We start from the raw sequence: 15,395 nt of genomic DNA on the forward strand, positions 1-15,395 counted from the left end.
TGAGTTATGAAGACCGCCTTTATAAATGATATAGCCCATCCCATTAAACCCGGAGAAACGGTCCTTTCCTTTATTCGAAGGGAAGCCGACGCATCCCTGGTTCCCACACTTTGCGATGCTCCAAATCTCGATCCTTTTGGCGCTTGCAGGGTATGCAGTGTTGAGGTTGCCCTGGAGGAGGGAGGTCCGGTAAAAACGATGGCTTCCTGCCATACACCCGTAGCGGAAGGACAATACATTTATACGAGTACGCCGGCGATTCAGAAACTCCGTAAAAACATTATTGAACTGGTCCTGACAGATCATCCGCTGGATTGCCTGACCTGCGAGGTGAATGGGAATTGCGAACTGCAAACCGTCGCAGCACAGGTGGGGATTCGCGATGTCCGCTACCCTGAAGGTGAAAACCACCTGCAAAAGACAAAAGACCTCAGCCATCCGTACATGACCTCAGATTTGAGTAAATGTATAAACTGCTATCGCTGTGTTCGCGCCTGTGATGAGGTACAGGGGGAATTTGTGCTCAGTATGGCCGGACGGGGTTTTGATTCCCATATCGTAAAAGGGATGGGGCAGAGTTTTATGGAATCGGATTGCGTAAGCTGCGGGGCTTGCTCTCAGGCATGTCCAACCTCGGCCATTTCAGACATTTTCCAATCCAAATCCGTTCAGGCTACCGAGCATACCCGAACCGTCTGCACGTATTGCGGGGTGGGATGCAACTTGGACATTGCATCCACAAACGGTGAAATCCTTGCAATAACCGCACCTTACGATGCCGAGGTGAATCAGGGTCACACCTGCCTCAAGGGCAGGTTTGCCTTTAAGTTTTACAATCATCCCGAGCGCCTGGACTCCCCTATGATCAAAAGGGAAGGAGTCTTTGAAAAGGTCAGTTGGGATGAGGCCTACAGCTATATCGCGGAAAAATTTAAGCACTATAAGGATACCTTCGGGCCCGATAGCCTTGCGGGAATTTCCTCCTCACGTTGCACCAATGAGGAAAATTACCTGATGCAGAAATTTTATAGGGCCGTACTGCAGACCAACAATATTGATGGTTGTGCCCGGGTATGCCATTCCCCGACAGCCCTGGGTATGCAACGCACTTTTGGAACGGGAGCGGCTACCAATTCGATTGAAGATTTAAAATATACAAACTGCATTATGGTCATTGGAGCGAATCCGACGGACGCACACCCGGTTACGGGGGCCAAACTCAAGCAATTCGCCATGAAATCCGATAATGTTTCAATCGTGATCGATCCGCGACGGACTGAGCTTGCGCGTTATGCCACACATCACCTTGCGCTCCGTCCGGGCACGAATGTTGCCGTACTTAATATGATGATGTTCTACATCGTTAAAGAGGGCCTTGTCGATGCGGATTTTGTCGAAAGGAGGACGGAAGGGTATTCTGAGTTTATCGAAGAACTCCTCTCCATTGATCTGGATAAACTCGAGGCGGTTTCAGGAGTCCCGAGAGAAGAAGTGCGGGCTGCTGCGATAGCCTATGCTTCTGCTGCCAATGCGATGTCCTTCCACGGGTTGGGGGTTACCGAACACTCGCAGGGAACCTTTACCGTGATGCAGATTGCAGATTTGGCCATGCTTACCGGAAATATTGGTCGCCGGGGCGTGGGGGTGAATCCACTGAGGGGCCAGAACAATGTACAGGGAAGTGCGGATATGGGGGTCCAACCCCATCAGGGCGCTGGATACCTCGATGTGACAAAACCTGAGGTCAATCAGCGCTATAACCAATTCTACGGCAGTGAACTACCCCTGCATATTGGCTATAAGATCCCGGAGATGTTTGAAGCTGCCCTTGAAGGGAAACTTAAATCCTTGTGGATCATCGGAGAAGACGTGGTGCAGACAGATCCGAATACCCAGAAAGTAATCCGAGCGCTCCAGGCGACAGAATTGGTCATTGTGCAGGAGCTTTTTATGACGGAAACGGCCAAATACGCGGATGTTATTCTTCCCGGGGCCTCCTTCCTGGAAAAAAGCGGAACCTTTACCAATGGGGAACGACGTGTCCAGGCTGTCAGACAGGTAGTTGAGCCGATTCCGGGAAGCAAACCGGACGGGCAGATTATTGTCGAAATCATGAATCGGATGGGCTATCCGCAACCAGATTATACGCCGGATGGCATGCTCGATGAAATTTCCCAGATCGTCCCGTTTTTTGCTGGAATCCGATGGGACCGACTTGGGGACAATGGTCTGCAATGGCCTGTTAGCCCTGATGGTACGGACACCAAGATTTTACACGAAAAGGACTTTAAACGCGGCCTGGGATACTTTGAATTCCATTCCTGGGAGGAGTCACAGGAAATAAAGGACCACGGTCAGGACTATCCGTATATCCTGACGACCAATCGGGAGTTGGAACACTACAATTGTGGTGCCATGACACGGAGAACCGCCAACGAACAGATTCTGACCAGTGATTATTTAATGATCCATCCGGAGGATGCAAGCGCCAATCGAATTGCGGACGGAGATTTTGTCTGTCTGGAATCCCCCAGGGGCAAGGTGGATGTGAAAGCGAGAATTACCGATGAAGTAAAACCAGGTGTCCTGAGTACAACCTTCCATTTCCCCGATATCATGGTAAACAACATTACCAGTGATGTACACGATTCGGAGGCCATGTGTCCTGAATATAAGGTTGTTGCCGTAAAAATCCGGAAGACAAAGGGCAAATTCAAACAGCTTTTACAGGACAAGTAGGTCACAGGATTGCAGGGACGGGGGTATTTGTTCCACCCAGCCCGAATTGCGGAGCGATGGTTTTTTGCAGGCCAGGCGCGTATCTTCAAGCAGGGGGGACCCAATGTGTCTACCATAGTGCTAATTCGCCACCTTTCAAAAGACACCCCCTGTATTTCCAATATTTCGACCAGGAATGAAACCCCGTTAAATCAGAAGTAATAAGTAAGGGATTTATTACATTTGCGAGGAACCAACGAATCGACATGAAAGCATACATATTTCCTGGTCAGGGAGCACAGTTCAGCGGTATGGGCAAGGACCTGTACGAAGCATACCCTGAAGCTCAAAAGCTTTTTGAAGACGCCAACAGAATTCTTGGATTTTCCATAACGGATATCATGTTCGAAGGCGAGGCGGAAGAACTCCGGCAAACTCGAGTTACCCAGCCAGCAATATTTCTACATTCCGTAATTTTAAGCAAAGTACTCGGCGAGGCGTTTACCCCGGACATGGTAGCCGGGCACTCCCTTGGTGAGTTTTCGGCACTGGTTTCCAATGGAACGATTTCTTTTGAGGACGGTTTAAAACTTGTTTCACAAAGGGCTGACGCCATGCAAAAGGCTTGTGAAGCGCAACCGGGAACCATGGCAGCAGTGCTCGGTCTTGAAGATGAGGTCGTGGAATCTGTCTGTGCACAAACTCCTGGTATTGTAGTCCCAGCCAACTATAACTGCCCGGGACAACTTGTGATTTCCGGGGAATTAGAGGCGATAAATCAAGCCTGTGATAAGTTAAAGGAGGCCGGGGCCCGACGAGCTTTGGTGTTGCCGGTTGGCGGGGCGTTTCATTCTCCGCTCATGCAACCGGCAAGGGAAGAGCTCGCTGCTGCAATTGAAGAAACAACCTTTTCAACTCCGATTTGTCCGGTCTATCAAAATGTCACTACCACTGCGGTAACAGATATCACAGAAATTAAGAAAAACCTTATAGCCCAGCTTACCGCGCCTGTTAAATGGACTCAAAGTATTCGGCAAATGATCGCTGACGGCGCTACCGAGTTCAATGAAGTTGGTCCTGGGAAAGTACTCCAGGGCCTGGTTCGGAAAGTTGATTCTGAGGTCCCGTCACGTTCCGTTGAAATCCCTGAAAAGGGTGTTTGATGGTGTTTTATCCCAAAATCCATTTGATTTGGCCGGGAAATTGGCCATCGCATGTAAATTTTAGTAATATTGATTTTTGATTACCCGATCTGAACATAATTTCCTACAAGACTGAAGGTAATAACCCTGCAGGCTATGAACTGTATTACATCTTTCCGAAACGGTTTGCCCGGCATTTTTTTGAAATGCGCGAGGTTTTCCTCATTCCTGTTTCTACTGACCGGTTTTATCACTTTTGGCCAGGATATCAGTATCGATGATGTCAGCCGGATCGAAGGAAACTCAGGCACCACAGATTTTATATTCACCGTTAGTATCGACGGGGGAGCGCCTGCTGTAAACAATATTGATTTTGAAGTTAACACGAGCAATGGTTCTGCCACAGAGGGCAGCGGGGATTATGACAGGTTAAACAATGAGAATTTTACCATTTTAGCCGGTGAGACGAGTACAGAGGTCATTGTTGTCGTTAATGGAGATCTGGAGGTCGAGACCGATGAAAACTTTTTTGTTGAGATCAGCAACCTGAGCGAGGGAAACATTGCCAACGGTACGGGAACGGGGACTATTGAGAACGATGATGCACATTCGATAAGCCTGAGGGAAGAGAGCAGGACAGAACTAGATTCAGGTACCCGGGATTTCAATTTTGAGGTACGCATAGATGGAGGAGAGGATGCGGTTGAAGATATTACGTTTAACTATTCAACCTCAGACGGAACTGCAACAGTTGCAGACAATGATTATATCCCACAGATCAACGGTACTGCAACAATCCCTGCAGGGACAGACAGGGTTACTATCACGATAGAGGGAATTGGAGATGTCAAACCAGAAATCGACGAGACCTTCACCTTAACGATCAACAATCCGTCTGCGAATGCCGTAATCAATGTCGCTTCAGCCCTCGGGACGATTGAAAATGACGATCAACAGGCAATTAGCATCCTTGGAGTAAGCCAATCTGAAGGGGATACCGGAACGAGGAACTTTAATTTTTCAGTTCAAACGGACGGTGGAGAGGATGCTCTAGAGGACATCACCTTTTCCTACAGCACCTCTGATGGAACGGCTACAACAGGAGATAATGATTATAATCCACAATCAAATGTTTCAGCAACCTTACTGGCAGGAACCAACCAGGTTACCGTGACCATTGAGGGAGTAGGGGATACCAAACCGGAATTAGATGAAACTTTCTCGGTCGCTATAAGTAATCCTTCTGCCAATGCTGTTATAAACGTGAATTCCGCTCAGGGGACTATCGAAAATGACGATGTTCATTCCATTAGTATTCGCGATCGAAGCCAGACGGAGGGTGATTCAGGCACAAGGGATTTTAATTTTTCGGTGCGGACAGACGGAGGCGAGGATGCTTTGGAGGATATTACGTTTAACTTTTCAACCGCAGATGGAACGGCCACCGTAGCAGATAACGATTATCTCCCACAGATCAATGGTACAGCAACAATCCCGGCTGGGACAGACAGGGTTAATGTTACTATTGAGGGAATTGGGGACACCAAACCGGAATTAGATGAAACTTTTACAGTCACTATAAGTAATCCTTCTGCCAATGCGGTAATCAACGGAAACACTGCACTGGGAACGATTGAGAATGACGACACGCCTTCCATTAGCGTAGCCGATTTTCAGGCGGATGAAGGAGATACGGGAACAACCCCTTTTCGTTTCCAGGTAAGCGTGGATAATGGGGGGATCGCAACAGAGCAAATTGACTTTGAAGTAGATGCCCTCTCGCGGGCCGGTGATAATGCCATAGCCAATGTAGATTATATACGCCTGAATGACGAACCTTTTACAATTGCCCAGGGTGCTACAGGGGTGGAGGTAGTTGTACAGGTCATCGGGGAGCTCATTGTAGAACCCGATGAAACATTTACGGTTGAACTAAGGCGTATCAACGGAGCTGGCGGTGGAAATACCATTGCCAGGGGAACCATCCTCAATGACGACGGGTGCCAGGCTGGAAATACCGCCCCAGCTCTGACAGGTGGGGACACACAATTTTGCGATGGTGAAGTTATACCTTCCCTAAACACCTATGTAGTCGATAATGCGCCGGCAGGATCTGCACTGACCTGGAGTGAATTCAGTGACCCGGAAATCGAGTTATTCCATCTATCGCCCAGCGAGGTGGCAAACCCTACGGCCAATACGTATTATGGCTTTTATTATGACGATTTAAACAATTGTGCCAGCCCTACGGTAACCGTGGTCATTGAAGTAAACCCAATCCCGACGATCGAGACAACTACGGATGGATCCAACTGCGGCCCGGGCAGTGTTGTTCTGGGCGCTACCGGCGATATTGCCGGTACGGCCGCCAACCCGGTTCTCACCTGGTTCGCATCGGCTTCTGGGGGATCCCCACTGGGCACGGGCGAATCGTTCTCCACTCCTGCGATCAGTACAACAACTTCTTATTGGGTCGAAGCTTCTGCCAACGGATGTATTTCAGCCCGGGAAGAAGTCGTGGCAACCATTAGCGATCCGCCCAATGCCGGTACAGCGGCAAACGTGCAGGCGTGTACCGATGATGAATTTGGCTCTACGACGGTTAATTTGGACGGTACACTAACCGATCAGGATTCCGGAGGAACCTGGACCGTAGTCAGCGGGCCCGAGAACGTAACGATAGGACCAGGCAATGTTGTAAACTTTTCCGGATTGAATACGGGGGACTATGTTTTCCGATATACCGTAACAGGTACAGCTCCCTGCCCCGATGATTTTGAAAATGTGACGGTTCAGGTCGTGGTCTGCGATCCCTGTGAGGCCGGAAATTCGGCCCCGGTGCTCAATACGGATGTTCCAACGGGGTTCTGTGCTGAGGACACCCTCCCGAATTTAAATACATATACTTCTTCAACCCCTCCTTCCGGAACTACATTGATCTGGAGCCGGAACCCGGATCCATTGGTGCTGTCGGGGCATTTGTCCGCGAGTGAAGTAAGTAACCCGAATCCGGGAACTTATTACGGTTTTTTCTTTGACAGCACAAACCAGTGCGCCAGTCCGACCCTGGAAATTACGCTTGTGCGTAATCCAACTCCAATAGTGACTTCTACAACGGGTGCCGAAAGCTGTGGTCCTTCTACAGTTGTCCTCTCGGCTACGGGGGAAACCCCAAATACCACCACCGCCCCGGACTTAGTGTGGTATTCCCAGGCAACAGGTGGAACCCCTGTTTTTACAGGTCCCAGTTTTACGACTCTGGAATTACAGAATACGACTTCCTACTGGGTGGAGGCTTCGGCCAATAACTGTAGTTCACCCCGGGTGGAGGTCGTCGCCCTTATTTCACCACTCGTGAGTGCGGGAACGCCGGCCAATAGCTCCTCCTGCAACGATCCGAATAACGGACCCACAACCCTGGATCTCGATGATCGCCTCACCGGAGCTGATCCCGGAACCTGGGAAATTATTGAAGGTCAGGACCCCTCAAACGGAGCTCTGACAATTACCTCGGGCAACCTGGTGAATTTTGCAGGCCTGCCGGATGGCGATTATGGTTTCAGATACACCACCAATGTGGCCGAAGCGCCCTGTGTGGATGAATCTGCAGAGGTTAGTATATCTGTGAACAACTGTGATATCGATACAGATGGGGACGGACTCTTGGATGGGATAGAGGTTTCACTGGGTACAGACCCGAACAATCCTGATACTGATGAAGATGGCCTGGATGACGGGATTGAAGTGGGGCCAGATATTTCGAACCCGCTGAATGAAGACGGGGACGAATTTATCGATGCCCTGGATTCAAATGTTTTGGATACCGATGGCGACCTGGTCAATGACCAGCAGGATCCGGCAAATGAAAACCCATGTGTGCCCAATGCGGACAGTCCTACATGTGTGGACCTGGGGGTCACAAAAACGGCAGACAATCTCGAGGTGGAAATCGGTCAGGAGGTGACCTTTACCGTCCGGGTGGAAAACTTTAGTTCAGGACCCGTAACCGATATACAGGTGGGTGACCTCCTGGAAACCGGGTTCTCTTATATTTCGCATACGGCATCCCTTGGGGAATACGACCCCGGGACAGGAGTCTGGCTCATTGCAACGCTGAATTCTCAGGAGGTGGTTACTCTGGAAATACAAGTATCCGTCCTGGACAGCGGCGTATTTACCAATACAGCTGAGTTGCTTACTTCAACCCCGGACGACACCAATCCGGATAATGACCAAAGCACTGTAGAACTGCAGATTGCTCAGGGAGAGGGAGAGGACCTGGTCCTTGAAAAATACGCCTCCGTTGATGGCGGATTATTTCTGCGCGAGCGAGTGGCACCCCTTGCCGGTTCAGGGGTCGTTTTTGCGATAATTGTTCGCAACGAATCCCCTTCGGTAACAGCCCGGAACATCCGTGTGGAAGATCTTATCCTCCCTGTTGACCAGAGTGGTTTTGAGTATCTCTTTCACTTCATAACTCCCCAGGCGGGCAATACCTATGATCCTGTTTCGGGCATATGGAGTATCGATTCCATTGCTCCGGGGGAACAGGCTGAACTTCGCATAAGGGTTGATGTACCCGGACCCGGCGATTTTTCAAATACAGCCCGGATTCTTAGCCCAGAAGCACCGGATGGTCAGGCAGGCAATTACCAGGACAGCATAGCGGTTATTGTAAACGAGGCGGTAGAGGCCGATCCCGGATTTGTATTCAATCAATTCTCACCCAATGGCGATGGTATCAATGATTTTCTCATCGTTCGGGATATCGCCCAGTTTCCGGATAATTCCATAAAGATATTTAACAGGTACGGGCAACAAGTCTTTGAGGCATCCAACATGATTAATGATCAGGTATGGGATGGAACCTACAGGGGTAAGGAGGCACCCAAGGGGACGTATTATTATATTTTGGACCTCGGGCCGGATCGCGAAGTAGCTAAAGGCTGGATTCAATTAATCCGATAGTATGAAGAAAATGGGATTCGTATTCAAAGTTCCACCATTCCACAAGGTCCTTCTGGCTCTTCTGGGACTCGTGGCTTTTACAAATTCTGCCTGGGCGCAGCGGGAACCCTTTTATACGCAGTACATGTATAATATCGGGAGCTTTAACCCTGCTTACGTGGGAACCGTTGAAACTCCGGATATAAACCTGCTCTACCGTTCCCAGTGGATCGATATTCCGGGGGCACCCCGGACGATACGATTCGGCGTGAATTATCCTCTGAACAACAAAAAACACGGACTCGGATTCAATGCTGTCAACGACCAGTTAGGCCCAACGACCCAAACCTATGTGGATGTTTCCTATTCCTTTCAGGTGGAGTTTGAATACGATGTCTTTTTATCCTTTGGTCTGGATGCCGGAGGTAGTTTTTTAAATGTAGATTTTTCAAAGGGAACTTTTGAGAATCCGGGAGAACCTATTTTGGGTGCTGAAACCATCAACGAGTTTGCCCCGACGATTGGTGCAGGTGTTTTTCTCTACCACAAAGACTGGTATGTTGGGGTGTCCACCCCGAATTTCCTGACCGATGGCCTCTACAGTGATAAGGTGGCCCAGGTTGTCGCAGAGCAACTCCAATTTAATTTCATTGGGGGATATGTATTCAACCTCAATGACAACCTTAAATTCAAACCCGCGTTCCTGGTGAATTATATTAATGGGGCTCCGATCAACGGAAATGCCTCCCTGAATTTTTTACTGAACGATTCATTCACTCTTGGAGCGGCGTACCGCTTTGACAACGCCATCAGTGGTTTGGCGGGATTCCAGGTGAATAACAGTATTTATATCGGATACTCCTATGATTACAATACGAATGGCCTGGGAGGATTTAACAGTGGGTCCCATGAAGCAATCGTAAAGTTTTACCTCGGAAGAGGTGGCGATGGGCCAAGGGATAAGGATGGAAATAAAATTAAAGGGAAACAGATTGATAGTCCGCGTTTCTTTTAATGCAATGATATGAGAAAGAGGAATTTCATTACTGCAATTTTTCTACTGGCTTTCGGGTTCCTTTGGGCCCAAAAGGATTCCAAAGCAGATCTATATTATTATGAATACGCCTATGGCCAGGCAGTCGAAGCCTATGAAAAGGAGAAGGCAAAGAAAGGGTTAAGTACGGAGCAGGAATTGAACCTGGCGGACTCCTATTTCCGGACCGGGCGCTACGACAGGGCTTCAGCTGTTTTTATGGAAGTCTACAAGAAGGACAGTCTGATGACCAATGCCCAATTTAATACCATGCTGCAGTCCCTTTCCAAGACTTCGGGACCCGATAGGGCAAAGGCATTTCTGAACACACGAAAAGACCAGGTATCTGAGGAACTTGTGGTGAACGCTGATTTTAATTATGAAACCCTGGCCGATGCAGAGCTTCAGATAGGACAGTATGCCATTTTCAAGCCAAATATGAATAGTCCGCAGTCTGATTTTGCCCCATCCTTCTACGGGGATGACCGGATATTATTTACCTCGGGCAGGCCCTCGGAGACCAAGGAAATCTACGGGCCTTCTGGTGAGTCTTATCTGAACATTTATAGTGTTTCCATAACAGACAAAAACGTATCGGTCCGGCCCAGTCCGCTAACCTGGATTCCCCAGATTGAATATCACCAGGCGACACCGTACTACAGCGAATCCCTGAAGGAGATATTTTTTGTGCAGTCCAATATGGAAGAGGATGTCCTCGCATTTGATCCAAATGGCAAGAATGCATTAGCCATTTGCCGATCCGATAAGGATGGTTCATTCCAGCCCTTATTTCGGGACCTGAGTACATCATTCTATTACCCGTTCTTCGATGAGTCTTCGGGAAAGCTATTTTTTGCAGCGGATTTTGCAAATGGCTATGGGGGGACTGACCTGTATTATGTCTATTCCAATAATGGACAAATCATGTCTGAACCCATTAACCTGGGCCCGCAAATCAATACTCCGGGAAATGAGATTGCGCCGTTTATATTCGAGGGAAGCCTTTATTTTTCATCGGATATTTTTTACGGTACAGGGGGGATGGATATTTATAAATCCGAAATTCAAAGCGATGAATTCTTCAGCATTCCTGTAAACCTGGGGCCTGGGATAAATTCCAATAAAGATGACTTTGGTTTTATCGTTAGAAATGCCGGTGATGGGGGATATGAGGGCTATTTTGCATCAAACCGCCCCGGAGGGATGGGCAACGATGATATCTACGCCTTTCACACCGAACAGAAACCCGGATTAAAGACATTTGGAATCTGGGGTACAATACAGGACCTATCTGGTTTTGGGGTTGAAAAAGCGCGTATACAGCTGATTGAATCGGACAGCACAGTATTGAAAGAGACCTATTCCGGCGAGGATGGTAGTTTTCGCCTTGAGATTCCCTGGCGGGAATCGGTGCAGGTTATAATTGGTAAAGAGCGTTACGAGACGCTCACCTTTGGAGGTGATGATGGAGGTGCCTTTGAGTTGGGCGAACCCCTGAACATAAAGCTGACACCCCTTGATGCAGTCGTTGTTAAACAAGCCAGCAGGACCCTGTTTAAAATGGAGGGCTTCCACTTCGAGCGCAATCGTAAAACGATCACCCCTGAAATTGCGGCTGTCCTGGACAAAGCAGCCATTGAATTGCAGAAATTTCCCGAATTGCGCCTGCGTATCGAGGCGCATACCGATAGCCGCGGGTACGCGCGAACCAATCTGAAATTATCCGAAGATCGTGCAGCCGCCATTCAGGAGTACCTCCTATCCAAAGGAGTGAGTCCTGAAGTATTTGCCGAGGTCAAGGGCTTTGGTGAGACACAGATCATCAACAATTGTACAGACGGAGTATATTGCCTGGACATGCTTCACCTACAGAACGAAAGATACCCCTTCGTGGTCCTGAATTACGATACTTTATAAGCCCGGGTTTAAACGTGCAGGAGGCACTCCCTGCAATCTTTGATCTCCCCGTAATACGTTTGTCGATACTTGTAGAGTGTTTCAATGGGAATTCCAAGGAGCGTTTTACGGATATAGGTCACCGGTGTAAATAGCTGTCCCATTTGGGGTGTGAATCGCTTTTCAATTTTTGTTTTTCGTTGAATTCGAAGAACCTTCATACAATTATTTTGAACGGCAAAGGTTGAAAGAAAAGAAGTGCAAATCAAATTAGGAATGTTAAAACACATAATTCCAGTTAATTAACAGTGAATTATGCGAGGACCATCCAGAGGTAATACACGGAGAAAAAGGTCAGGAATACAATTCCCAAATAGGTCAATAGCTGCAATCCCTTTCCGGGATGAAATTCAACAGGGAGATCCTCACTACACACATTTTTGAGGTTCATATACCCTACAAGCGGCGCAAGTACAAAAGAGATAAAGGTCGCCAGGGCAACAAGCGTTCCCATATTCGCGCTAAAAGCAGACAATACGATATAATTCACTGCGGTAAGGATAAGGACGGCGGCCGCATAATGCCACTTCTTGACATAGCGCTTGCGGTCCGGCCTCAGATATTCCAGGACATCCACACTTACGCGGGCAATCGCATCATGGGCTGTCATGCAGGTGCTGAACATCGTGGCAAAAGCGGATACGGCAATAAAGAGGTATGCCCAATCCCCGATATGGATTGTAAAAAGGGAAACCACCTGATCTGCAAAAGTGACGGCCTCTCCGCTTAATACCGTTTGTGTGCCATAGAGGGTGCGGTACCCGATAATCAGGAAAAATACAGCGAGCAGGGCGGTAGTAATATACCCCGTATTAAACTCCTGCAGGGCCTCTTTCAGTGAGGGTTTGCTCCCCTGGGACTTATATTTTTCCAAACTCCACAAGCTGATCCAACTGCTCGCTTCAACGGCTGTGGGCATCCATCCGATCAGGCTGATTAAAAACAGTATTCCTACGGAGTCGAAAAGGGGAGGAGTTTCAAAGCCCGGTACAGCCTCGACCGATGGTTTATACAACACCATCAAAGTAGTGACCAACAGTGCGACGAATAGAATGGTGATCACAAATTTCAAAGTCGTCTCCAGCATTTTATACCTGCCGATGATCAGGACGACGGAAATAAAGAGGAAAAGACCGAGTGCAATACCGCTTACGGATACGGCCTTAATCGAAAAGAGATTGGCAAGCAGGCCTGCGGTGACCACATAAAGGGCCGCCAGAATGGTAAATGTGGTGAAAAGGGTAATGACGGCATAGACCCACATGTATCCTTTCCCCCTCCTGGAATAGCCTTCTATAAGGCTTCTGCCCGTAACATTGGTATAGCGGATTCCATATTCAAAAAAAGGGTACTTCAGTAGATTTGCCAGCAGAATGGGTATGACCATAATCCAGCCGTAGGTAGCCCCGGCTTTGGTGGACAGGACCAGATGGGAGGTCCCAATTGCCATACTGGCAAAGAGCAATCCGGGACCTAAGTTCCTCAATAGGGTCTTGAACTTTTGCATACCTCTTCGGTTTAACAGATTGGATTTTCCCGCTTCATTCTATTACAATGCGATTTCCATAGTATTTAGGTTCAGTATTGAATATCAGATCCAAAAACACTTTCACCCTGGCAAAATACTCCCTGAATTGCACTTTCATTCCCGGGGACCCGCTGATGTCAGCAGCACTGAAACCAATGGCGTATAAATTTTTTTTTGACGCGATAAAAAGGGCGCGTTCGTTGTGGAATTCCTGGGAGATTACCGTGACGGAATCAAGGCCAAATACAATATTCGCCCGGATCATCGAATCCAGGGTTCTAAAACCTGCATAATCCAGAAAAATACGGTTTTCGGGGATTCCTCCTGCTATCAGGTCCTTTTTAATGGTATTGGGTTCGTTGTAGTAAATACTGCCGTTATCCCCACTCACCAGAATGTAGGATACCTTTCCTGCCTTAAAGAGTTGTAAGGCAGCCTCAATCCGGAATTTGTAATAAGGATTGACCCCCCCTCCAACCTGGTGGCGGGCGGTGCCCAGCACCAACCCTACCTTGTTATACGGAACAGTGTCTATATCCCTGTAAATGCGGTCGGCAGAAGAGAATTCAATGATGTAGTAACACCCCGTGAAAATAAGCACGGGCAGCACAACCAGGGCAATTAACCTTTTCCGGATTTTTGTTTTCATCAGCAGGTTGAACCTAAAAACTAAAGGTACATATTCCTTGTAAATTGATTTGGAAAAGAAAAGACCCCGCAAACTGCGGGGTCTTTGGTTTGAAGTAAGTTGTTGAAATCTACCAACTGTACTGTGCACCAAACATAAACATAAAGGTTGTCATGTCGTAGGACACTTCACTGCCCGGAATGGCGCCATAAGGTGGAAAGTTTTGTGCAAACTGAGGGTTGAGCAGTGGGCCGGCTGTGGCGTCCCCGGAGGAACCGAAATGGAACACCCCGTCAATCTCAAAGCGATCACTTACCTCGTATCCCAACCCAAATTGAAAGGCATTCTTAATAATAGCCGTGGCGGGGACACTGTAAAAGGCGAGTTGATCCTCTATAGGGTTAGAGCTGTAGGTGTAGCCCAGTCGTAAGGGGAGTCGGTTGATGCCGCTGTACTGTACCCCTGCCGAGATGATATTCATGTTTTTCCATCCGAAACCAGCAACAGAGGCCGTTTCCGTCCAGCCTACAGCTGAAAAACCATCTGTGTTTTCATAATTGACCAGGCGATAGTCGAGGGCCAGGTCAAAAACACCTGTGGTATACCCGACACCAAAAGAGAGGATGGAAGGATAGTCGAGATTAAATTTATTCGTGCCAGTAGTGCCATCCAGATAAACGTTGTCGAACTCAAAGTCGCCGAAGGTCTGTGTGGTTTTGTAAGCCGCACCGGCTTTAAACCCAGATCCGGAATCGTAGAATACGCCAAACTGGGCGCCGAAGCCAAAGGCGCTGGATGCACCATCCGTGCTTGGATACCCTGCCTGGGTAGGATTTGCCGTCGGATTGGGCATCAGATCCAGGGAGCCGAAATTAAAGGTGGGCTGTACCCCGATGGAAAATTTTTCGGAGAGTTCATACGCATAGGCGGCACCTACCTGAAAGAGGCTGTAATTCGATTCGACCCGTCCAAAACCGCCCATTTCCTGGGGCATGTTGATGGGGTTGGTGCTGCTCTCGGGGAAGGTTACCCCAAAACCACTGATGCCAAAGGCAGAAAACCCAAAGTGGTGGCGCGATTCCGATCCGATTTTATAGGAAAGGGCGGGCAGCGGGGACATCCCCCTGTCGTCCTTGGTTGTTCCACTGATTAATCTCCCGGTTGGTTGCCCTGAGGAATCAAATTCGGGTACCGTAGAGCTCAACTCGGGTGAAGAAAAGAACAAGCCAATATCCAGGCGCACCTGGTCCTGGTCAAAAGCGGTGATTGCTGCAGGATTCCATTGAAGTGCCCCTGAAATGTCAAGGGGTTGCCCGGTGGCAGCCCCACCCATGGACATGTTTACAGATCCGACACCCTGCATGATATGCCCGGCCTGAGAAAACCCAAGGGGGGCAATACATAACAAGAATAAGAAAGTGACTACATTTTTCATATCGGTAA

At 48.5% G+C, this 15,395-nt stretch carries 9 protein-coding genes; 5 read left to right on the forward strand and 4 right to left on the reverse strand.

Annotated features, from left to right (window positions below):
• The first annotated feature begins 6 nt into the window (after positions 1-6).
• From fdhF to QU605_RS03220, 5 genes are all read left to right on the forward strand, one after another.
• The gene (fdhF, locus tag QU605_RS03200) at positions 7-2,739 is read left to right on the forward strand and encodes a formate dehydrogenase subunit alpha (protein WP_289723812.1); all 2,733 of its coding nucleotides are present in this window, start codon (positions 7-9) and stop codon (positions 2,737-2,739) included.
• A 245-nt stretch (positions 2,740-2,984) separates the two neighbouring features.
• Positions 2,985-3,881: an ACP S-malonyltransferase gene (gene fabD / locus QU605_RS03205; RefSeq protein WP_289723813.1), complete on the forward strand. Its 897-nt coding sequence runs from the start codon at positions 2,985-2,987 to the stop codon at positions 3,879-3,881.
• 135 nt (positions 3,882-4,016) lie between these two features.
• On the forward strand, positions 4,017-8,828 hold the full coding sequence (locus QU605_RS03210) for a Calx-beta domain-containing protein (RefSeq protein ID WP_289723814.1): 4,812 nt from the start codon (positions 4,017-4,019) through the stop codon (positions 8,826-8,828).
• 1 nt (position 8,829) lies between these two features.
• Entirely contained in the window at positions 8,830-9,822 is a 993-nt protein-coding gene (locus tag QU605_RS03215; RefSeq protein WP_289723815.1) for a PorP/SprF family type IX secretion system membrane protein, read from the forward strand.
• 9 nt (positions 9,823-9,831) lie between these two features.
• The gene (locus QU605_RS03220) at positions 9,832-11,757 is read left to right on the forward strand and encodes an OmpA family protein (protein WP_289723816.1); all 1,926 of its coding nucleotides are present in this window, start codon (positions 9,832-9,834) and stop codon (positions 11,755-11,757) included.
• An 8-nt stretch (positions 11,758-11,765) separates the two neighbouring features.
• Here QU605_RS03220 and QU605_RS03225 read toward each other — a convergent pair whose 3' ends face one another.
• The 4 genes from QU605_RS03225 to QU605_RS03240 all read right to left on the reverse strand — a co-directional run bounded on the left by QU605_RS03225 (position 11,766) and on the right by QU605_RS03240 (position 15,387).
• Positions 11,766-11,957 (reverse strand): hypothetical protein, encoded by a 192-nt coding sequence (locus QU605_RS03225; RefSeq protein ID WP_289723817.1) that lies wholly within the window; start codon positions 11,955-11,957, stop codon positions 11,766-11,768.
• Positions 11,958-12,049: 92 nt separating this feature from the next.
• Positions 12,050-13,303 carry an NRAMP family divalent metal transporter gene (locus QU605_RS03230; RefSeq protein ID WP_289723818.1) on the reverse strand — a complete coding sequence of 418 codons (1,254 nt, stop codon included), beginning with the start codon at positions 13,301-13,303 and terminating at the stop codon, positions 12,050-12,052.
• 34 nt (positions 13,304-13,337) lie between these two features.
• Positions 13,338-13,973 carry a SanA/YdcF family protein gene (locus QU605_RS03235; RefSeq protein WP_289723819.1) on the reverse strand — a complete coding sequence of 212 codons (636 nt, stop codon included), beginning with the start codon at positions 13,971-13,973 and terminating at the stop codon, positions 13,338-13,340.
• 109 nt (positions 13,974-14,082) lie between these two features.
• Entirely contained in the window at positions 14,083-15,387 is a 1,305-nt protein-coding gene (locus QU605_RS03240) for an OmpP1/FadL family transporter (RefSeq protein ID WP_289723820.1), read from the reverse strand.
• Between the last annotated feature and the right edge of the window lie 8 nt (positions 15,388-15,395).

It is taken from the genome of Robiginitalea aurantiaca, assembly GCF_030380815.1.
Taxonomy (GTDB): Bacteria; Bacteroidota; Bacteroidia; order Flavobacteriales; family Flavobacteriaceae; genus Robiginitalea; species Robiginitalea aurantiaca.